At 67.2% G+C, this 21,187-nt stretch carries 19 protein-coding genes; 11 read left to right on the top strand and 8 right to left on the bottom strand.

All coding sequences use genetic code 11. From position 1 onward, the window contains the following. Positions 1-8: 8 nt before the first annotated feature. From cobM to ACFU4Z_RS24655, 4 genes are read right to left on the bottom strand one after another with little or no spacing between them, the layout of a single operon-like run. On the bottom strand, positions 9-764 hold the full coding sequence (gene cobM / locus ACFU4Z_RS24670) for a precorrin-4 C(11)-methyltransferase (protein ID WP_379066881.1): 756 nt from the start codon (positions 762-764) through the stop codon (positions 9-11). 37 nt (positions 765-801) lie between these two features. Then, the gene (locus ACFU4Z_RS24665) at positions 802-1,227 is read right to left on the bottom strand and encodes a PPOX class F420-dependent oxidoreductase (protein ID WP_379066879.1); all 426 of its coding nucleotides are present in this window, start codon (positions 1,225-1,227) and stop codon (positions 802-804) included. A 54-nt stretch (positions 1,228-1,281) separates the two neighbouring features. Next, entirely contained in the window at positions 1,282-1,899 is a 618-nt protein-coding gene (locus ACFU4Z_RS24660; protein WP_379066877.1) for a LuxR C-terminal-related transcriptional regulator, read from the bottom strand. Continuing rightward, the gene (locus ACFU4Z_RS24655) at positions 1,896-3,128 is read right to left on the bottom strand and encodes a sensor histidine kinase (RefSeq protein WP_379066875.1); all 1,233 of its coding nucleotides are present in this window, start codon (positions 3,126-3,128) and stop codon (positions 1,896-1,898) included. The genes ACFU4Z_RS24660 and ACFU4Z_RS24655 overlap by 4 nt, the downstream gene beginning before the upstream one ends. 130 nt (positions 3,129-3,258) lie before the next feature. On the opposite strand from ACFU4Z_RS24655, the gene ACFU4Z_RS24650 reads away from it, so the two are divergent. Together ACFU4Z_RS24650 and ACFU4Z_RS24645 are read left to right on the top strand one after the other, a co-directional pair. Then, positions 3,259-4,326, top strand: a complete 1,068-nt coding sequence (locus tag ACFU4Z_RS24650) for an ABC transporter permease (RefSeq protein WP_379066872.1) — start codon at positions 3,259-3,261, stop codon at positions 4,324-4,326. A gap of 163 nt (positions 4,327-4,489) precedes the next feature. Beyond that, positions 4,490-5,221 (top strand): ABC transporter ATP-binding protein, encoded by a 732-nt coding sequence (locus ACFU4Z_RS24645; protein ID WP_379066870.1) that lies wholly within the window; start codon positions 4,490-4,492, stop codon positions 5,219-5,221. A gap of 34 nt (positions 5,222-5,255) precedes the next feature. On the opposite strand, the gene ACFU4Z_RS24640 is transcribed toward ACFU4Z_RS24645, so the two are convergent. Then, entirely contained in the window at positions 5,256-6,176 is a 921-nt protein-coding gene (locus ACFU4Z_RS24640) for a LysR family transcriptional regulator (protein ID WP_379066868.1), read from the bottom strand. A 142-nt stretch (positions 6,177-6,318) separates the two neighbouring features. Here ACFU4Z_RS24640 and ACFU4Z_RS24635 point away from each other — a divergent pair, with 142 nt between their 5' ends. Together ACFU4Z_RS24635 and ACFU4Z_RS24630 are read left to right on the top strand one after the other, a co-directional pair. Further along, positions 6,319-7,743: an MFS transporter gene (locus ACFU4Z_RS24635; protein ID WP_379066866.1), complete on the top strand. Its 1,425-nt coding sequence runs from the start codon at positions 6,319-6,321 to the stop codon at positions 7,741-7,743. Next, positions 7,740-8,486 (top strand): 3-hydroxybutyrate dehydrogenase, encoded by a 747-nt coding sequence (locus ACFU4Z_RS24630; protein ID WP_379066864.1) that lies wholly within the window; start codon positions 7,740-7,742, stop codon positions 8,484-8,486. Before ACFU4Z_RS24635 ends, ACFU4Z_RS24630 begins: the two co-directional genes overlap by 4 nt. Positions 8,487-8,490: 4 nt before the next feature. Here ACFU4Z_RS24630 and ACFU4Z_RS24625 read toward each other — a convergent pair whose 3' ends face one another. Beyond that, the gene (locus ACFU4Z_RS24625; protein WP_379066862.1) at positions 8,491-9,084 is read right to left on the bottom strand and encodes a TetR/AcrR family transcriptional regulator; all 594 of its coding nucleotides are present in this window, start codon (positions 9,082-9,084) and stop codon (positions 8,491-8,493) included. 93 nt (positions 9,085-9,177) lie between these two features. Here ACFU4Z_RS24625 and ACFU4Z_RS24620 point away from each other — a divergent pair, with 93 nt between their 5' ends. From ACFU4Z_RS24620 to ACFU4Z_RS24595, 6 genes are all read left to right on the top strand, one after another. Next, on the top strand, positions 9,178-10,776 hold the full coding sequence (locus tag ACFU4Z_RS24620; protein WP_379066860.1) for a carboxyl transferase domain-containing protein: 1,599 nt from the start codon (positions 9,178-9,180) through the stop codon (positions 10,774-10,776). 5 nt (positions 10,777-10,781) lie between these two features. Further along, complete coding sequence (locus ACFU4Z_RS24615; RefSeq protein WP_379066858.1) at positions 10,782-12,848, top strand: acetyl/propionyl/methylcrotonyl-CoA carboxylase subunit alpha; 2,067 nt, start codon at positions 10,782-10,784, stop codon at positions 12,846-12,848. A 96-nt stretch (positions 12,849-12,944) separates the two neighbouring features. Next, complete coding sequence (locus tag ACFU4Z_RS24610) at positions 12,945-14,105, top strand: acyl-CoA dehydrogenase family protein (protein ID WP_379066915.1); 1,161 nt, start codon at positions 12,945-12,947, stop codon at positions 14,103-14,105. Then, positions 14,102-14,596: a MaoC family dehydratase gene (locus ACFU4Z_RS24605; RefSeq protein ID WP_379066856.1), complete on the top strand. Its 495-nt coding sequence runs from the start codon at positions 14,102-14,104 to the stop codon at positions 14,594-14,596. The genes ACFU4Z_RS24610 and ACFU4Z_RS24605 overlap by 4 nt, the downstream gene beginning before the upstream one ends. After that, complete coding sequence (locus ACFU4Z_RS24600; RefSeq protein ID WP_379066854.1) at positions 14,593-15,408, top strand: HpcH/HpaI aldolase/citrate lyase family protein; 816 nt, start codon at positions 14,593-14,595, stop codon at positions 15,406-15,408. Before ACFU4Z_RS24605 ends, ACFU4Z_RS24600 begins: the two co-directional genes overlap by 4 nt. 32 nt (positions 15,409-15,440) lie before the next feature. Next, on the top strand, positions 15,441-17,375 hold the full coding sequence (locus tag ACFU4Z_RS24595) for an acetoacetate--CoA ligase (protein ID WP_379066852.1): 1,935 nt from the start codon (positions 15,441-15,443) through the stop codon (positions 17,373-17,375). On the opposite strand, the gene ACFU4Z_RS24590 is transcribed toward ACFU4Z_RS24595, so the two are convergent. Next, positions 17,372-18,631: a cytochrome P450 gene (locus tag ACFU4Z_RS24590; protein WP_379066850.1), complete on the bottom strand. Its 1,260-nt coding sequence runs from the start codon at positions 18,629-18,631 to the stop codon at positions 17,372-17,374. The two genes, ACFU4Z_RS24595 and ACFU4Z_RS24590, sit on opposite strands and share 4 nt — an antisense overlap. A gap of 329 nt (positions 18,632-18,960) precedes the next feature. Beyond that, positions 18,961-19,695, bottom strand: a complete 735-nt coding sequence (locus ACFU4Z_RS24585) for a DJ-1/PfpI family protein (RefSeq protein ID WP_379066848.1) — start codon at positions 19,693-19,695, stop codon at positions 18,961-18,963. 119 nt (positions 19,696-19,814) lie between these two features. Between ACFU4Z_RS24585 and ACFU4Z_RS24580 the strand changes: the two genes are divergently transcribed. Beyond that, positions 19,815-21,187: TetR/AcrR family transcriptional regulator (locus tag ACFU4Z_RS24580; RefSeq protein ID WP_379066846.1), on the top strand; the 1,373-nt coding region annotated here is incomplete at its 3' end.

The raw sequence follows: 21,187 nt of genomic DNA, 5'->3' as shown, positions 1-21,187 counted from the left end.
ACCGTCGATCAACTCGAGACCGGGCGGCTGCGTGCTGGATCGTAGAGGTGTGAACGTGCGCAGAGCGGCGCTTCGGTGAGGGCCCTGCCGACGAGGATGATCGCGGCCTGCCTCAGATTCGCCGCTTCGACCTGGTCGGCGATGTCGGTGAGGGTGCCGCGCAGGATCAATTGCTGTGGCTGGCTCGCGCGATACACCACCGCGGCCGGACAGTCGGCGCCGTAGTCGGCGACCAGTTCGGCCGCGAGCGTGCGGATCCTGGTGATGGCCAAATGCAGAACCACGGTCGCGCCGGTGTGGGCGAAGTTCGCCAAGGCCTCGGATTCGGGCATCGCCGTCGAACGAGCCTGGGTTCGGGTGAGCACGACCGATTGGACGAGTTCCGGGACGGTCAGTTCGGCACCTAGCAGGGCGGCCGCCGCGGCGTAGGCGGGAACGCCCGGGGTGACGTCCCACGGGATGTGGTGGGCGTCGAGGAGGCGGGTCTGCTCGGTGAGCGCCGAGTAGATCGAAGGGTCACCGGAGCACAGCCTGGCGACGTCCTTGCCTGCTTCGTGCGCGCGGACGAGGTGGCCGATGATCTGGTCGATATCCAGATGCTGGGTGTCGACCAGTTCGGCGTCGGGCGCGCAGTGCGCGAGCACCTCCGGGTCCAGATAGGTGCCCGCGTACAGGCAGACCGGTGAAGTCTGCAGCAGCCGCACGGCGCGCACCGTCAGGAGGTCGGCGGCGCCGGGTCCGGCCCCGATGAAGTGCACGGTCATGCGGCCGAGTCTATGCAGCCTCCTCGGCCCTCATGACTCAGGCAGTCGCGTCGAAATGCGCGATGACCTTGGTCGGCCGCACCCGCACCACGAGCTCTCCCGGGACGCCGTTGCGCTTGCCGAATTCCTCGGCCCGGTCGGCGCCCATGTAGCGGCCGCCGATTTCGGTGGCGGTGCGGACGAGTTCGTCGAGGTCCTCCGACAGGGTGACGGTGCCCTGAATCTGGACCGAGCCGTAGGGCGACTCCTCGAGGTCCACGCACACGGCGATCCGGGGATCGCGAGCGAAAGCCTTGCCCTTGGCCGAGCCCTTGCCGGTGTTGAACACCATCTCCTCGCCCTCGAGAACGAACCAGACCGGCGTCACGATCGGACGACCGTCAGCGGCGACCAACGCCACCTTCGCTGTCTTGGTGCCCTTGGACAGGAATTCGCGCACATCAGGATCCGATAGTGAGGCCATGAATCACACCTTAAAGCCCCTGCCCCGACCTCGCCGCTGTCCACACACCCCGGACTAGATCGCGCCCTGTTCGCGGGCGCGGGCGACGGCGGAGGTGCGGGAGCGGACGCCGAGTTTGGCGTAGATGTGCACGAGGTGGGACTTGACGGTGGTCTCGCTGAGGAACAACTCCTTGGCGATTTCCCGATTGGATCGGCCGTCGGCCACGAGGCGCAGCACCTCGATCTCGCGTGGGCTCAGCGTCGTGTCGGCTCGGCGGACCCGGGTCATCAGTTTGGAGGCCACTGCGGGCGACAGCACACTCTCCCCCGCGGCCGCCGAGCGGACCGCGGCGAGCAATTCGGTGGGCGGGGTGTCCTTCAAGATATAGCCGCAGGCACCCGCCTCGATCGCGCCGAGGATGTCGGCGTCGGTGTCATAGTTGGTGACTACCAGGACGTTCGGCGGGGTGGGCAGGGCGCGCAGTTCGGTGGTCGCGTCGACGCCGGAGCGACCTCGGCCGAAGCTCAGATCCATCAGCACCAGGTCGACCGGTGTTGTCGTGCAGAAGGCGACGGCCGCCTCGGCGGTGGGCGACTCACCCACAACGGTGATTTCGTCACCGCTCTCGAGCAGGGCACGAAGTCCGGCGCGGACGATGGCGTGGTCGTCGGCCAGGAGCAGTCTGATCATGAGCGATCCCGCTGGTCGGCCGAACCGAATTCGGCTGAATCTGCCAGGGACGTAGTGGAATTCGACTCGACTGGGCCCGGGTCGAGCGGGAACGAGGCCGTGACGGCGGTATGGCCGGGTTCGGACTCGACCGCCAGCGTGCCGCCCTGCTGCTCCACCCGGCTGCGCATAGCCGCCAAACCGAAGGTTCCCGACGGGGCCCGCTCCAGTACGTCGGGGTCGATGCCCGTGCCGTCGTCGACCACGTCGAGATATACGTCGGTGTCGGCGTAGGTGAGGGTGAGCCGCATCCGGCTCGCGGCGGCATGGCGGACGACATTCGAAACAGCACCCTGGGCGATGCGCACCAACGCGGCCTCGACGGGCATGGGCAGCCGTTCGGGGACGCCTTCGATCACCATCTGGCTGGTCAGCCCTGGCCCCTCGGCCCGCAGGCAGATTCGTTCCAACGCCTGAGCCAGCGACTGCCCCTCCAGCGCGGCGGGCGTCAATTCGGCTATCAGCCTTCGCGTTTCGGCCAAATTCTCGGCCGCCGTCTCTCTGGCGAGCTGAATCCGGTGCAGTGCAGGATGATCCGGCGATGCCTGTTCCACCGCGTGCAGCAGCAGCTGGATACTGCTCAGCCCTTGCGCGACCGTGTCGTGGATCTCCTGCGCCAATCGTTCCCGCTCCGCCAGCTTGCCCGCGGTGCGCTCTTGATCCGCGAGAGTCGCTCGGGTGCTGAGCAATTCGTCGATCAACCGTTGACGATCGGCGGACTCGCGGAATAGCGCCTGATAGCCGAGCCCGATCCCCACCGCAACGGCCGCGCCGAGGATCGGGCCGATCACGCCCGCCACCGACCAGCCACGGTGCAGCCCGAAACCCACCACCGCCACCACATCCGCGGTCGCCACCGCGAGCAGACTCCACGCACGCGGCAACAGGTGCAGGTAGAGGAAGAACATACCGAAGGCGAGGTATCCGGCATCGGGCGCGACCACGACCAGACCGAGCCACAGCACCGTGAGCGTCAGCAGCCAGAGCCGGATCGCCCGAGGACTGGAGCCGGGTAGCGCGCCCGCGAAGTAGGTCACCAGGAATGCCACGGTCAGCGTGAGCACCGCGGCCGGATGCTCGGCGCCCGGCAGCAGCGCCCGCACGGCTGTCAACACCGCCAACGCTGTCACCAGCACATGCAGCCCCAACCGCAGCGCGGTGAAGACAGGGGTGAGCGGCGACGAGTGCACGTTGCCAGCTTATGTGCGGCAACCTGAACGGCATCCATCGAAAGGCGTAAAACACCAGCCAACGTTCGATCGGCCCGTGCTCCATCGCGTGCGCGATGGCAGCGGGACCGGCGCACAGCAGGGTGGAGGCATGTTCGTCGCACTCCGGGATCTGCGGGCCGCACGCGGTCGTTTCCTGCTCATCACGCTGGTCGTCACCTTGGTGGCGGTGCTGGTGAGCTTCCTCAGCGGGCTCACGGCCGGGCTCGCGCATCAGAACATCTCGGCCATCGAGGCGATCTCCGCCGACGCCATCGTGTTCGCCGACACCGGGTCCGATCCCTCGTTCGACGCCTCCGCGCTGACCAGCCGACAGGTCGAGACCTGGCGGGCGGCCGCGGGCCGGGACGGCGCCGTCGACCCGGTCGGCATCAGTCATGCCGAGGCGGCGGTGACCGGCCGCGGCGACGCCGAGTCCGCACAGGTTGCCCTGTTCGGCGCCGCGGGAGCCGCTTTCGGCAATCGTGTCGCAACCGAGCCGGGCACGGTGGTGCTCAGCTCCGGCGCGGCCGAGGCTCTCGACGCACGGGCCGGTGACAACGTCACCCTCGGCACCGGAACCTTCACCGTGGCGTCCGTCGGCGGCGACGACTGGTACAGCCACACTCCGGTGGTCTGGACGACGCTGGCGGACTGGCAGTCGGTGAGCCCGCGCGGCGGCGCCGCCACGGTGCTCGCGGTGTCCGGCATCCCGAATATGTCCGCTGTCGACACCACGGCCCACACCAGCACGACCACCGTCTCCGGGTCGCTGTCGGCATTGAGCGCATACCAAGCCGAAAACGGTTCTCTGACACTGATGACGGTGCTGCTATTCGCCATCTCGGCCTTGGTCATCGGGGCCTTCTTCACTGTGTGGACGGTCCAGCGCGCTCCCGATATCGCGACATTGAAAGCACTCGGCGCGACATCCGGTTCCCTGGTTCGCGACGCACTCGCGCAGGCCGCGACAGTACTGGCCGCCGGTGTCGCGATCGGCCTCGGAATCACGGTTGCCGCAGCCGCGTTCATGGGCGATGCGCTGCCGTTTGTCCTCGCACTCACGACCACCCTGCTGCCCGCGGTGGCCCTGATCGCACTCGGCCTGCTCGGCGCGGCCTTCGCCCTGCGCTTCCTGTTCACCACCGACCCGCTCACCGCGCTCAACGCGGCGCGCTGACCCACGAAGCCGCTAGACCCGCAACGCTTCTCCTGCGTGAAGGCGGGAGATTCTCAGCGCAATCCGCTTCACCCGTCGCCTACAAATCCTCCCAGCCCAACCTCTGAAAGGAGGATGGCGCTTCCTCTCCCGTGAACGAGGGAGTATCCGCGCCGAACACCCGATGACCGCCACCGCACTCACCGTCGACGACATCACCCTCACTTACCCGGACGGCGCAGGCAGACTCACCGCGCTCGACCACGTGAACCTGAACGTGGCAGGCGGCGATATCGCTGCCATCACCGGGCCCTCCGGCTCGGGCAAATCCAGCCTCCTCGCGGCCGTCTCGACACTGATCCGGCCCGACTCCGGCCAGATCCATCTCGAAACAGCGGACGGCACAGTCGATCTCGCAACACTGAGCCGACGCGAGGCTGCCGCGCTGCGCCGTTCGTCCATCGGCATCGTCTTCCAACAGCCGAATCTGATCCCGGCCCTCACCGCGACCGAACAACTCGAGGTGATGTCACGCCTGGGCCAGCGCCTTGTCACCCCACCGTCCCGTCGTCGCGAAACCCGCACCAAGGCAATGGAACTCCTCGACGCCGTCGGCCTCGCCGACCAGCACGCCAAGCGCCCCGCTCAGCTCTCCGGCGGCCAACGCCAGCGTGTCAATATCGCTCGCGCGCTGATGAACGACCCCGCGCTCCTGGTCATCGACGAGCCGACCAGCGCCTTGGACACCGAACGCGGCGCCGCCATCATCGACCTGATCCTCACCGCCGTCCACGACCACGGCACCGCCACCCTGCTCGTCACCCACGACCGCACCCACCTGCATCAGATGAATGCCGTCTATCGCATGGTCGACGGCGCCCTCGACATCGACCGCACCATCACCCGCGTTGCCTGACAACGGAATCGGGCCGCGGCTGTGACTGGTGATTTCACCGCACGCCGAGCAGTGCGTCGCGCTGTTCTCGCACCCGTATTCGAATCGCGTCGACCACCGCGGCCACTTCTGGTCGTCGCAGCGTCTCGGTGCGGGTGACCAGCCAATACGTGAGCCGAATCGACACCGCGTCGGGGAGCACGCGCACCAGGTCGTCGTGCCGGTCGGCCATGAAGCAGGGCAGCAAGCCGAGCCCCGCCGCCGCCCGCGTCGCCTCGACATGCACGAAAACGTTGGTGGATGTCACCGATTCGCGCATCGCGGGCACGAAGCTGGAGGCCACATCGAGATCGTCGACCTGCAGCATCGAATCGATGAAGTAGACCAGCGGGTGACGCGCCAGATCATCGATGTCGAGTGGCGTTCCGCGTTCCCGCAGATAGTCCCTGGATCCGTAGAGCCCTAGGCAGTAGTCGGCGAGGCGCATCGCCTTCGCGCGATGCACCTGCGGCTCACCCACCACCACCTCGATATCCAGTCCCGAACGCTGCTGGGACGCGCGCCGTGTCGTCGCCACGATCTCGACGGCGATCTTCGGATGTCGCCGCCGTACTTCGGCGGCGGCGGGCGCGGCGAGGTAGGCGCTGAAACCGTCGGTCGCCGAAAGCCGGACCACGCCTTCCAGCACCCGCGCACCGCCCGCGTCGACCGTGAGCGACTTGACGGCCGACTCCACGACCTCGGCGGCGGCCAGCGCCTCCCGCCCGAGGTCGGTGAGCTCCCAGCCGCCGGTGGCGCGGGCGAGCACCCGCCCGCCCAGTGTCTGCTCCAACGCGGCGATTCGGCGCGAGATCGTGGTGTGGTTGATGCCGAGTTCTTCGGCCGCCGACACGAAGCGACCGGACCTGCCTACCGCGAGCAGAACCAGCAGATCATCCGCGCTCGGGCGATGGGGTCCCGAAGGCACCGGGTTCATATCTGCATTCTCGCAGATACCTCGTGCACATCTGGGCATTGCGGTCCTAGATATCTGCACGAATACTCGGTCTGACCATGAAATTGTGGGGGCCGTCACATTTGACGTCCAGATGTGGCCCCGGTCATGAAGGAGAAGTTCGATGAGCGTGCGAAATGCGTTGCGGCCGACGGGCAGCGATCCCGGCGGCGTGCCGGCGGGTCTCAGGCGAGTGGTGGCCGCGTCGATGGCGGGCACGGTCGTCGAGTGGTACGAGTTCTTCCTCTACGGCACCGCCGCGACGCTGGTTTTCAGCAAAGTGTTCTTCGCGAAGGACACCAGCGACCTCGACGCCATCCTCGCCGCCTTCGTCACCTACGCGGTCGGCTTCGCCGCGCGCCCGCTCGGCGGCATCGTCTTCGGATACTTCGGCGACCGCTACGGGCGCAAGAAGCTGCTCCAGTTCAGCCTGCTGCTGGTGGGCAGCGCGACGTTCCTGATGGGCTGCCTGCCGACCTTCGGCCAAGTCGGCTATTGGGCTCCCGCGCTGCTCGTCACGCTCCGATTCATCCAGGGCTTCGCGGTCGGCGGTGAATGGGGTGGCGCGGTGCTGCTCGTCGCCGAACACAGTCCAAGCAAGAGCCGCGGTTTCTGGGCGAGTTGGCCACAGGCGGGCGTGCCAGCGGGCAACATGCTCGCCACGGTCGCGCTGCTGACCTTGACCTCGACGCTCTCGGACGCGGCGTTCCTCAGCTGGGGCTGGCGGGTCGCGTTCTGGTTGTCCGCGGTCGTGGTGCTCGTCGGCTACTACATCCGGACGAAGGTCACCGACGCGCCGATCTTCGTCGAGGCACAGCAGCAGGTCGAGCGGATCAAGGCCAGCTCGTTCACCGTCCTCGAGGTGCTGAAGCGTTATCCGCGTGGTGTTTTCACCGCCATGGGCCTGCGCTTCGGCGAGAACATCATGTACTACCTGGTCGTCACATTCACGATCACCTATCTGAAGGTGCATGTCGGCATCAACACCAAGACGATCCTCTGGTGGCTGCTTGCCGCGCACGCGGTGCACTTGCTCGCCATCCCGCTGGCGGGCAGGCTCAGCGACCGATTCGGCAGGCGGCCTGTCTACTTCGTCGGCGCGATCACCGCGGGCACCTGGGGCTTCTTCGCGTTCCCGATGATGGACAGCGGGCACAACGCGGTCATCATGTCCGCGATCATCATCGGCCTGGTGTTCCACGCACTGATGTATGCCGCACAGCCCGCCATCATGGCGGAGATGTTCCCGACGCGGATGCGCTATTCCGGTGTGTCACTGGGATATCAGGTCACCTCGATCGTGGCCGGGTCGCTCGCGCCGATCATCGCCGTGCGGCTGCTCGACACGTTCGGTTCCGCCGTCCCGATCGCCTGGTATCTGGCCGGTGCCGCCGCCGTCACCGCGATCGCCGTCTACTTCGCCAGGGAGACCAGCGGCATCGACCTGGAGAGCGTCGACCTCGCCGACGCCGAAACCCTCGCGGCCGAGGCGGCAGCAGCGCCGGCCACTTCGACCCCAGCCGAAACCACCCGAGTGGAGGCCTCATGACCGATCTGACAGGACGTTCGGCGTTGATCACCGGCGGCGCCAGTGGCATCGGCGCGGCGTGCGCCCGAGCACTGGCCGCACGCGGCGCGCGGGTCACCATCGCCGACATCGATGACGTCGGCGCGAAAACACTGGCCGCCGAACTCGACGGAAAAGCCTGGGCGGTGGACCTTCTCGATGTCGCCGCATTGGAGAACCTGGCGCTCGAGGTGGACATCCTGGTGAACAACGCCGGGGTGCAGAGCATCAGCCCGATCGAGGATTTCGCACCGGAGCGGTTCCGTGACCTGCTCACCCTCATGGTCGAAGCGCCGTTCCTGCTCATTCGCGCGGCGCTGCCGCACATGTACCGGCAGGGGTTCGGCCGGATCATCAACATCTCGTCGGTGCACGGTCTGCGCGCGTCCGAATACAAGGTCGCGTACGTGACGGCCAAACATGGGCTGGAGGGGCTGTCCAAGGTGACCGCTCTCGAGGGCGGCGGGCACGGGGTGACCAGTAACTGCGTCAATCCCGGTTATGTCAGAACACCCTTGGTGGACAAGCAGATCGCCGATCAGGCCAAGGCGCACGGAATCGCCGAACAGCAGGTGCTCGAGCAGGTGCTGCTGACCGAGAGCGCGATCAAACGTCTCGTCGAACCGGAGGAGGTCGCCGCCCTGGTCGGCTGGCTCGCCTGCGCCGACGCGGGCATGGTGACCGGCGCTTCCTACACCATGGACGGCGGGTGGAGCGCACGGTGAATCCTCACCCCAGCGCCGAGAGCGCCATCCGGCGCAGAACCGGGCGGGCGCGGGTCGAGGTGGCGGAGGTCGCGCTGTGCGGGGTGGAGTTGATCAGGCCGAAGGCCGCGTGCGCTTGTACGCGTGCGGTCTCCTCGGGCAGATCCTGATGCAGGTCACGCAGGACCGCGACCCAGATCTCCACGTACAGCCGCTGGGTGCGACGCAGTTCGCGGCGCGCGGCGGCGGGCACGTTGTCGAGGTCGCGGTCCTGGATCCGAATGAGCTCGGGCTCGCCGAGCGCGAAATCCAGATGGAAGTCGACGAGGCCGGCCAGCGCCTCGTCCGCCGATCCCGTCTGCGCCACCACCGCCTTCCCGCCGTCGAGCAGCCGCTGGCTGACACCGACGAGCAGTTCGACGAGCAGCGCTTCCTTATTGGGGAAGTGACGGTAGACCGCGGGACCGCTGATGCCGACGGCCGCGCCGAGGTCGTCGAGGCGCATGCCGAGGAACCCACGCTCGGCGATGAGCCGCGCGCCCGCCTCCTTCAGCTGCGCGCGGCGCTGCGCTTTCAGTTGCTCCCTGCGGGTGAGCGCGACAGGTTCGAGGCTGGTCACACGCGCTCCTTTCGGCCGACCTGGACATCTCGGTTAATCAAGATTAACCTGAATTCCAGTTATCGGCGACTAACTGGATGGCAGGACAGCGTGATGACGGCAGTAGAAACGGCGGTCGACAACCGCACGGCGCATCAGGCGCTGACCGACGACCTGCGCGCACGGCTGGCGACAGCCGCGCTCGGCGGGCCCGCGAAGGCCAGGGAACGTCATGTGGCACGCGGCAAGCTGCTCCCCCGGCAACGGGTGGATCAGCTGCTCGATCCGGGTAGCCCATTCCTGGAACTCTCCCCGCTGGCCGCCACCGGGATGTACGGCGACGACTCCCCCGGCGCCGGAATCATCACCGGCATCGGACGGGTGTCCGGGCGCGAGTGCGTCATCGTGGCCAACGACGCCACCGTCAAGGGCGGCACCTACTACCCGATGACGGTGAAGAAGCATCTGCGCGCACAGGAGATCGCGCTGCAGAACCAGCTGCCCTGTCTGTATCTCGTCGACTCCGGCGGCGCGTATCTGCCGCACCAGGACGAGGTGTTCCCCGATCGGGAGCATTTCGGCCGCATCTTCTTCAACCAGGCGACCATGAGCGCCAAGGCGATCCCGCAGATCGCCGCGGTGCTCGGGTCGTGCACCGCGGGCGGCGCGTATGTACCCGCGATGAGCGACGAGGCGGTGATCGTGCGCAATCAGGGCACGATCTTCCTCGGCGGGCCGCCGCTGGTGAAGGCGGCGACCGGTGAGGTGGTGACCGCCGAGGAGCTCGGCGGCGGTGAATTGCACTCGCGCACTTCGGGCGTCACCGATCACCTGGCCGAGGACGACCAGGACGCGCTGCGCATCGTGCGCCGCATCGTGGCCACGCTCGGCCCGCGCCCGGCCGGTCCGTGGGAAGTGCTGCCCACCGTCGCGCCCGCAGCGCCGGAATCCGAGCTCTATGACGTGGTGCCGGTCGATCTGCGCACACCCTACGACGTCCGCGAGGTGATCAACCGGCTCGTCGACGGCGGATCGAACGGCGACGGCGGCTTTCATGAATTCAAGGCCGAATACGGCAAGACACTGGTGACGGGGTTCGCCCACATCCACGGGCATCCGGTGGGCATCGTCGCCAACAACGGCGTGCTGTTCAGCGAGTCCGCCATGAAGGGCGCGCATTTCATCGAGCTGTGCGACAAGCGCAAGATCCCGCTGCTGTTCCTGCAGAACATCACCGGGTTCATGGTCGGCCGTGACTACGAGGCGGGTGGTATCGCCAAGCACGGAGCCAAGATGGTCACCGCGGTGGCGTGCGCGCGGGTGCCGAAACTCACGGTGGTGATCGGCGGTTCCTATGGCGCGGGCAACTACTCGATGTGCGGACGCGCGTATTCGCCCCGCTTCCTGTGGATGTGGCCGAACGCCAGGATCTCGGTGATGGGCGGCGAACAGGCGGCCTCGGTGCTCTCGACGGTCCGCGGCGATCAACTCGACAGCAGCGGACAGCCGTGGTCGGCGGCGGACGAGGAGGCGTTCAAAGCGCCGATTCGCGACCAGTACGAGCACCAGGGCAATCCGTACTATTCGACGGCGCGGCTCTGGGACGACGGTGTCATCGACCCCGCCGATACGAGAACCGTGCTCGGACTTGCCCTTTCGGTCTGCGCGCAGGCGCCGCTCGAACCCGTTTCCTACGGCGTCTTCCGGATGTGAGCGCGATGCTGAACAATTCTCAACCCGTCGAATTCGACACCGTGCTCGTGGCCAATCGCGGCGAGATCGCGGTGCGGGTCATTCGTACCCTGCGCGCCTTGGGAATTCGCTCCGTCGCGGTGTACAGCGACGCCGACGCCGACGCCAGGCATGTCCACGAGGCCGATGTCGCCATGCGACTCGGTCCGGCCCCGGCCAGGGCGAGTTATCTCGCCATCGACAAGGTGGTGGCGGCCGCCGTGCGTACCGGAGCGCAGGCCGTGCACCCCGGCTACGGATTCCTTTCGGAGAATGCCGCCTTCGCCGCGGCGCTGGCGGAGGCGGGCATCGTCTTCCTCGGCCCGCCCGCGCGGGCCATCGAGATCATGGGCGACAAGATCGCGGCCAAGAACACTGTCGCGGCCTTCGACGTGCCGGTGGTGCCCGGTATCGCCCGGCCCGGCCTCACCGACGAGGAACTGATCGCCGCGGCCACGGATATCGGATATCCGGTGCTGGTCAAGCCGTCGGCCGGCGGCGGAGGCAAGGGCATGCGCCTGGTCGAAGCGCCGCAACAGCTTCCGAGCGCGCTGGCGAGCGCGCGTCGCGAGGCGGGTGCGGCGTTCGGCGACGACACCCTGTTCCTGGAACGGTTCGTCACGCGACCACGGCACATCGAGGTGCAGATCCTCGCCGACCAGTTCGGCCAGGTGATCCATCTCGGCGAACGGGAATGCAGCCTGCAGCGCCGCCATCAGAAAGTGGTCGAGGAAGCCCCCTCGCCGCTGCTGGACGCGCACACTCGCGCCCGTATCGGCGCCGCCGCGTGCAATACGGCGCGCAGCGTGAACTATGTCGGCGCGGGCACTGTCGAGTTCATCGTCTCCGCCGACCGGCCGGACGAATTCTTTTTCATGGAGATGAATACCCGCCTGCAAGTGGAGCATCCGGTCACCGAGCTGGTGACCGGCGTCGACCTGGTGGAATGCCAGGTTCGCATCGCGGCCGGGCAGAAGCTCATCGTCGAGCAGGACGAGATTCGGCTCGTCGGGCATGCGATCGAGGCCAGGGTGTATGCCGAGGACCCCGGCCGCGGATTCCTGCCGACCGGCGGCACCGTGCTCGACCTGTCGGAGCCGGAAGGCCATGGCGTGCGGGTGGATTCGGGGCTGCGGATCGGCACCGTGGTCGGCAGCGACTACGACCCGATGCTGTCGAAGGTCATCGCGCACGGCAGCGACAGGGGCGCGGCACTCGCGAAACTGGATCGGGCACTTGCCGATACGGTGCTGCTCGGCGTGACGAGCAATATCGAGTTCCTGCGCTTTCTGCTGGCCGATCCGGATGTGGTCGCGGGCAAGCTCGACACCGGATTGCTCGATCGCCGGGTCACCGACTTCCACCCCGCGCCGGTCACCGATGACGACCTCATCGCGGCAGCGACCTATCACTGGCTGCGGCGCTGGCCCAGCACGGCGGGCGACCCATGGGCGGTGCCCTCCGGGTGGCGGATCGGTGCTGCCGCGCCGACACCGATCCGGCTGGCCGGTGGCGATCGCATCGAGCACGTGTACCTGACCGGGACGCCGGATGCGGCGGTGGTGCGGGTCGGAGACGGCGAATCGGCCTCGCTGTCCGCCGCTTTCGTCGCGCAGAGCTCGGCAACCGCCGGTGCGCTCACCCTCACACTGGCCGGGCTGCGGCGCGAATACCGCGTCGCCGAACACGACGAACAGCTCTGGGTGGCCGGACCCGGCGGCGTCACCGCGCTGCGGGAGTTGGCGGAGGTCAAGGTCCGCGGCGGCGATGAACATGTCGGCGACGCCGAGATCGTCAGCCCCATGCCGGGTTCGGTGATCGCGGCGCCGGTCCGATCCGGCGCGGTCGTGGCCGCCGGAGCACCGGTGGTGGTCGTGGAGGCGATGAAGATGGAGCATTCGCTCACCGCGCCGATCGCGGGCACCGTCGAACTGCTTGTCGAGCCGGGTAACCAGGTGCGACTCGGCCAGCCCCTCGCGCGCATCACCGCGGCGCCTGCCGAGGCCGCGCCCGCCGCGCCTACCGAGACCAATACCGCCGACTCGACAACCTGACCGACGCCACCGAGAAATCCTCGCGACCCAACCTCTGAAAGGAGAATGGCGCTTCCTCTCCCCCATGAACAAGGGAGTATCCGCGCCGAACACCCGATGACCGACTTCCTGTCCACTGGCACACTGCCCGACGACTATCGCGACCTTGCCATGACCGTGCGTGATTTCGCGCAGTCGGTGGTGGCGCCGGTGTCGGCAGAACACGACGCGAACCACACCTTCCCCTACAAGGTGGTCGCGGGCATGGCGGAGATGGGCCTGTTCGGCCTGCCGTTCCCCGAGGAGTTCGGCGGAATGGGCGGCGACTACTTCGCGCTGTGCCTGGCGCTGGAGGAACTCGGCAAGGTCGACCAGAGCGTGGCCATCACACTCGAGGCCGGAGTGTCGCTCGGCGCGATGCCCATCTACCGCTTCGGCAATGACGAGCAGAAGCAGGAATGGCTGCCTCGGCTCACCAGCGGCCGCGCTCTCGCCGCGTTCGGGCTGACCGAACCCGGCGCGGGCAGCGATGCGGGCGGCACCCGCACCACCGCCACGCTCGACAGCGGTGAATGGATCATCAACGGCAGCAAGCAGTTCATCACCAACTCCGGCACCGACATCACCGAACTGGTGACGGTCACCGCGGTGACCGGCCAGTCGGGCGGCAAGAAGGAGATCTCCACCATCCTGGTGCCGACCACCACCCCCGGTTTCGTCGCCGAGCCCGCCTACAACAAGGTGGGCTGGAATGCCTCCGACACCCACCCCCTGAGCTTCACCGACGTGCGGGTGCCCGCGGAGAACCTGCTGGGCGAACGCGGCCGCGGCTACGCGAACTTCCTGCGCATCCTGGACGAGGGCCGCATCGCCATCGCCGCGCTGTCGGTCGGCGCCGCGCAGGGCTGCGTCGACGAAAGCGTGCGCTACGCGAAGGACCGCGAGGCCTTCGGCAGGCCCATCGGCCGCAATCAGGCCATCGCCTTCAAGATCGCCCGCATGGAGGCGCGCGCGCACGCCGCACGCACCGCCTACTACGACGCGGCCGCGCTGATGCTCGCGGGGAAGCCGTTCAAGAAGCAGGCCGCGATCGCGAAGCTGGTGGCCAGCGAGGCGGCGATGGACAACGCCCGCGACGCCACCCAGATCTTCGGCGGCTACGGGTTCATGAACGAATACGCTGTGGCAAGGCACTATCGCGATAGCAAGATCCTCGAGATCGGCGAGGGCACAACGGAGGTGCAGTTGATGCTGATCGGGCGGGAGCTGGGGCTGTGAACGCACCGGCGCAGCCGCGCAGGATTGTGCAGCGTGGCCTGTGGTTCGAGGAGCTGGAGACCGGCGTGGTGTACGAACACCGGCCGGGCCGCACCATCACCGAGGCCGACAATGTCCTGTTCACCACGCTGACGATGAACACCCAGGCACTGCACCTGGATGCGGCGTTCAGCGAGCAATTGCCGCCGTTCCACCAGCGCCTGGTGAATTCGATGTTCACCCTCTCCACCCTGGTCGGCCTTTCGGTCGCGCAACTGACGCAGGGCACCATCGTCGCCAACCTCGGCTTCTCCGAGATCGCCTTCCCGAAGCCGCTGTTCCATGGCGACACCATGTACGCCGAGACGGTGGTTACCGACAAGCGGGAGTCGAAGAGCCGCCCCGGCGAGGGCATCGCCACCTTCGCGCACACCGCACGCAATCAGCATGGCGACATCGTCGCGACGGCGGTGCGCAAGACGCTGGTACGCAAAGATCCGAGCCGGGCATGAGCTGGGAGATGTCGGGTCCGGCGTGGCTGTTCTGCCCGGCCGATCGCCCCGAACGCTACGAAAAGGCCGCGGCCGCAGCCGATGTGGTGATCCTCGACCTCGAGGACGGCGTGGCCGCCGGTGACAAGACGGCGGCGCGCGAGGCACTGGCCGAGACCCCGCTCGATCCCGAGACCACCGTCGTGCGAATCAATGCCGTCGGCACCGAGGACCACGACTTGGATCTCGCGGCTCTGCAACGCACCGCGTATCGACGGATCATGCTGCCCAAATGCGAATCCGCCGAACAACTCACCGCACTGTCGGAGTACGACGTGATCGCGCTCATCGAATCGCCGCTCGGCGCGCTCGCGGTCGGCCGGGCCGCGATGGCGCGCAATGCGATCGGCGTGATGTGGGGGGCCGAGGATCTGGTCGCCGGGCTCGGCGGGAACTCGAGCAGGCATGCCGACGGCAGTTATCGCGATGTGGCACGGCATGTTCGGTCCACCTCGCTGCTCGCGGCCAAGGCGTACGGAAAGTTCGCCCTCGATTCGGTGTACCTGAATTTCCGCGATCTCGACGGACTGCGGGCGGAATCGCTGGACGCGGTCGCGATCGGTTTCGACGCGAAGGTGGCCATTCATCCGAGCCAGGTTCCGGTCATCAGGGCGGCATACGCGCCGTCCGAGGACGAAATCGACTGGGCCAGGCGGGTACTCGATGAGGTGCCCAAACACCGGGGAGTCTTCGCCTTCGAAGGCCGGATGGTCGATGCGCCGGTGCTGCGCCATGCCGAACAGATCGTGCGGCGTGCGGCCCCCCACAGCTGATTCAACAAAGAGCCGAGCCAGGAGGTAGTGCGGTGCAACCACAATGGGTGCCGACCGAGCGCGATATCGCCGATGCCAGAATCACCGACTTCGCGAAGTTCGTGACGGCTCGCACGGGTGTGTCCGCGCCGGACTACCGGGCACTGTGGCAATGGTCGGTCGACGACCTGCCCGGTTTCTGGCACGCGGTGTGGGACTACTTCGAGCTCGGCGCGATCGGCGGCGAGGTACTCGCCAGCACCGAAATGCCTGGCGCACAGTGGTTTCCCGGTACTCGGCTGAACTATGTCGACCAAGTTGTTCGCCAGTTCCGCACCGACCGGCCCGCCATCGTGCAGATCACCGAGGATAGTTCGCCGCGCGCGGTGTCCTGGACCGAATTGATCGACGGCACCGCGGCCTTCGCGCGCACTTTGCGCTCGCTGGGCGTGCGGCCGGGCGATCGGGTGGCGGGATATCTGCCGAATATCCCGGAGGCGGTGATCGCGTTCCTGGCGACCGCGAGCATCGGTGCGGTGTGGAGCGCCTGCGGGCAGGACTATTCGCCCAAGGCCGCGCTCGATCGGCTCGGCCAGTTGGAACCGACGGTGCTCGTCACGGCCGACGGATACCGCTTCGGCGGCAAGGCCCACGACAAGCGCGACGATATCGCGGCACTGCAAGCCGGACTCGGCACGCTGAAGGCCACCGTCGCCGTCGCCCAGCTGGGCCTGGAAGTCCCGGAAACGCTGTCGTGGCGCGAGGCCATCGCCAATGCCGAGACCGAAGCCGCCGTCATCGAGACCGCGGCCGTCGACTTCGACCACCCGCTGTGGATCGTGTTCTCCTCCGGCACCACGGGCTTGCCGAAGGGCATCATGCACGGCCACGGCGGCGTCGTGCTGGAGCACCTCAAAGCCGTTGCCCTGCAGGCGGATATCGGGCCCGACGACACCTTCTTCTGGTACACCAGCCCCAGCTGGATGATGTGGAATTTCCAGATCGCCGGTCTGCTCGTCGGCGCGACCATCGTCTGCTACGACGGCAGCCCGACCTACCCCACCCCGGATGCGCTGTGGCACCACGCCGCTCAGGTCGGCGCGACTGTGCTCGGCACCAGCCCCGGCTATGTGCTCGCCTGCATCAAGGCCGGTGCGGTGCCGCGCACCGATCACGACCTTTCCGCGCTGCGCCAGGTCGGCATCACCGGTTCGTCGCTGCCGCCCTCCTCGGCCGTGTGGCTCGGCGACAATGTCGGCGAGCACGTGCAAGTCGCCTCGATCAGCGGCGGCACCGACGTGGTCTCCGCCTTCATCGGCGGCGCGCGCACGGTGCCCACCTGGCCCGGCGAACTGTCCGCCCCCTACCTGGGCGTCGCACTAGAAGCTTTCGACCCCGGCGGCAATCCGGTCCGTGACGAAGTCGGTGAGCTGGTCATCACCGCGCCCATGCCCTCCATGCCGGTGCGCTTCTGGCGCGATCCCGACGGAACCCGTTACCACGACGCCTATTTCGACATGTTCCCCGGCGTCTGGCGCCACGGTGACTGGATCACCATCACCGACCGCGGCAGCGTCGTCGTGCACGGCCGCTCCGACTCCACGCTCAACCGGCACGGCATCCGCATGGGCAGCGCCGACATCTACCAATCCGTCGAACGCCTGCCCGAGATCACCGAGGCGCTTGTCATCGGGGCCGAACAGCCCGACGGCGGCTACTGGATGCCGCTGTTCGTCGTCCTCGCCCCCGGCGCCGAGCTCACCGACGAGCTGAAGACACGCATCAACACCGCCATCCGCACCGAGGTCTCCCCGCGCCACGTACCGGATGAAATCCTTGTCGCCCCCGGCATTCCGCATACCCGAACCGGCAAAAAACTCGAGGTCCCGATCAAGAAGCTCTTCCAAGGCGCCGACCCGGCCCGCGTCGTCGAGCGCAGCGCCGTCGACAACCCGGACCTGCTCGATTGGTACGCCGCGCTGCGTTAGAGCGTCGTCGACGCCGATGACGGGGGAAACGTGACCGGTAGCGCGGTCAGGGCGCGGTGGAACGGCCCTGGCCGCCATACCAATTCGTCAGCGGGGATGGCCAGTTTGAGCTCCGGCAATGCGTCGAGCAGCTGGTCGATGGCGTCCTCGGCGATCTGGTAGCCCACCGACTGGGCCGGGCAGGCGTGCGGTCCGATGCTCCAGGCCAGATGCGAGCGGTTGCCCACCCGGTCGCCGGTATTCACCGCCGGGTCATCATTACAGGCGGCGATGCTGATGATGACCGGCTGGTTGGCGGGCAGCCAGATATCGTCGATCAGAATCGGCTGCTTGGGGTAGGTAAAGCACATATTCGCCAACGGTGGATCGTTGAACAAGACTTCGTCGAGAGCATCTCGGGTCGAGAGTCTGCCGTCCAGGACATCCCCCGCGAACCGGTCGTCGACCAGGATCAGCAGGATGGTTTTGACGATCAGATTCTGTAGCGGTTCACTCCCCGCGCCGTAGAGGGCGGCGAGCTGATGCAGCGCCTCCATGTCATCGAGCGCGGCCGGATGCTGCAACACCCGCGAAGCGACATCGTCACCCGGCTGTTCGCGTTTGAGCGCGACCAACTCCATCAACGCCTCGGCGAGCATCGCGTTGCCCTGCGCGGAGTCGACGCTCTCGATAACAGCCGAGATGCCCGCCGCGATCCGGCGGCCGATTTCCGGCGGACAGCCGAGCAAGGCATTGACGGCATCGAAAACGAGCGGAAAAGCGTATTGGCTGATCAGGTCGGCCGTACCGGTTTCGCAGAAGCTGTCGATCAGCGGCACGGCGATCTGCTCGACAGTGGCATGCATGGCGTGCCGATCGACAGAATTCAGACTGGCCGTATTGACCTGCCGGTAGCGGTGGTGTTCGAGGCCGGCACTGTGCTGCGCGTTCGGACGCCAGCCCATCACCGGCAGTACCGGGCAATCGCTGGGGAGGTCTCGCTCCCAGGTGCGCGGATCGGCAGGAAAGCGTTCCGGATCGTGCAGGATCCGCACCGCGGTTCGGTATCCGATCACCAAAGTGGCAGGCACGCCAGGGGCGACGTCCACCGGCACCATCGAGCCATAGCGGTCGCGCAATGCTCGATAGGCGACATGTGGATCGGTAGCGAACTCCGGGGCATACAGCGGGACACGTTCGGTATCGGGGTTCACCGGTGAGTCGAGATGCGGAACCGGACAGGTCGCGGCCTGGGCGTTCGATTGCGATGCACTCAACCGGTTGACTCCTCGTCGCGCTCGAGTCCTGGATCGGTCACGGCGTTCAGTCGACCGCCCCTCTACGCGTGATCATCGCAGAGCGATGAGACGCTGCGCGCCAAGCCCTTTGCCACATTTGGGAAGACGAATCAGGTCCGAATCACAGTGGATCGGACCGGCCCGACCGTCCTGCTCGGACTGACACCTGCGGACGCTCGAACTCCCTGTTCAATACGCCCCAAGTCGGCGCCGCTGGCGCCGCGGACTCGACCCATCTGCGATAGCGTCTGCGTGGTGGAGGTTTCGGCACCAGCCTGCCGCGCCGCATCTCGGGCCTGGACGGGCAATCAGCTACGGATGCGTCGAATCGTACTGCGCCACAGAGCTTTTTGAGCTCCAGTGATGGTCAGGACGAACGATTCGCTGCGCCGCAGGGCTGGGGCCATCCTGGCTTGGTCGGCCAACGCCTTGCGGCAGACTACGGCGGAGGCTTTGCTCGGGTGGCCCGCATCGAAAGGCGGCTGTGGGTCGTATTCGATGTCGAGCTGGATGATTTCGGCGCGTTCCCGGCCGTGGGTTTCACCGACCAACCAGAGGGCGAGGTCGATGCCTGCGGCAACGCCCGCCGCGGTGACGATGCGGTCCGTGTGCACGATGCGCTGGTCACGCTGGGGTTTGGCGCCCAGCAGGCCGAGCGCGCCCTGTGCGGCCCAGTGGGTGGTGGCGGGTTTTCCGTCGAGCAGCCCCGCGGCGGCGAGGACCAGCGCGCCGGTGCAGACCGATGTGGTCCACGTGGTGGTTTCGTGCGCCGCCTCCAACCAGCCGAGGACACGTTTATCGCTGGCGATGGCAGTGGCGGCGGGACCGCCGGGAATAACGATGATCTGCGGTGCGGGAGTTTCCTCGAAGGTATGCGTCACGCCGAGGGCGAGTACTCCGCTGTCGGTGATCACCGGCCCCGGCTCGTGTCCGACGAACCTGATCTCGGTGCCGGGCACGAACCGCAGCACTTCGTACGGCCCGATCGCATCCAGCGCGGTCATCCCCGGATAGAGGACGATCGCGATTTGTTGAGCACTCATTGCTCAGCCTCCCACATCAAGCAGAAATCAAACGTTAAACCATTAGCGTCCGCTGGGCCTGATGTCTGACCGCGACCTGGGCAAATCATGGGGACCGCCAGGTCGTTACCATTGTCGGCATGAGTGTCGACAATCGCCGTACGGCGCGCAAGGCGGTCAGCGGCGACCCGGCACCACGCGAGATCCGGCGTCGACCGAAGAATCGGCGCGCCCAGATCGCCGCGGCATCGGCAGCGGCTTTCGGCGCGCTGGGGTATCACGGCGTCAGCATGGAGGACATCGCCTCCGGGCTCGGCATCAGCTCGGCGGCGCTGTACCGGCACTATCCGAGCAAGTACGCGCTATTCCGGGAGGAATTGCTGCGGGTGGGCACCGCGATGACCCAGTCCGTCGAGCTGCCTGAGGCTGCCGCGGACACCTCGCCCGAGCAGCGGCTGCGCGAGGTGCTCGATTCGCTGATCGCCGTGACGATCGAGAATCGCGCCACGGTGACCCTGGTCCGCTGGGAAGGGCGCTACCTCGAGCCGGAGGACCTCGAGGTGCTCACCGAACAGCAGCTGACCGTCGTCGGCGCGCTCGGCGGTCAGCTCGCGACAGTGCGCCCCGCGCTCAGCGACAACGACGTCAGAGTGCTGCGCGCGGCCATGTTGAGCGCGATCACGAGCATCGCCGACCATCACGCGACATTGCCCGCGAAATCTCTTGCCCGCCTTTTGAATTCGGCCGGTATGGCGATCAGCGCAGCGGAACTGCCGCCGGAGCAGGCGGTGGCGGACCCGGTGCCCGCGGTGGAGATCCCGGATTCGTTCAAACACGAGCTGCTGCTGCGCAAGGCGGTCGAGCTCTTCCACGATCGCGGTTACCCGAATGTCAGCGTCGAAGAGATCGCCACTGCCGCAGGACTTTCGGCGGCTTCCGCGGTGTATCGCTTCTACCGCGGCAAGAGCGATCTGCTGGCCGCCGCATTTCGGCGGGCCGCCGATCGGGTTTCGGGTGCGATCGGTCCCGCGGTGGCCGCCGCGCCCGACGCCGAGGCGGCCATCACCGCGCTGATCGAGCAGTATGTGGCAGGCTCGTTCGCCGAGCGTGCGCTGACGTTCGTGTATTACACGGAATTCCAGCATGTTCCGGCGGAGGAACGAGCGGTGCTGCGAAATATTCAGCGGCTCAGCGTGGAGGAGTGGGCTCGACTGGTGCGCGAGGTGCGCGGCGAGCTGTCGCCCGCGGAGGCCCGCTTCCTTGTTCATGCGGCGTTCGCGTTGGTAGTCGATCTCGGCCGCTCCTTCGGCACCGAGCCGATCGCATCCCCGGCCCGGGTGGCCCTACTCATGCAGCTCGTCCTCTTCGGACGTCCCGGGGGGGGGGGGGGGGGCCCCCCCCCCCCCCGCGCCCCCCCCCCCCCCCCCCCGGGGGGCGGCCCCCCCACCCCCCCCCGGGGTGGTTGTGATGTTGTATTTTGTAAAAAAAACAAAGAAAACAAAGCATCGAGTAA

The organism is Nocardia sp. NPDC057440 (assembly GCF_042802915.1).
Lineage (GTDB): Bacteria > Actinomycetota > Actinomycetes > Mycobacteriales > Mycobacteriaceae > Nocardia.
This window is presented reverse-complemented; position numbering and strand designations above follow the sequence as displayed.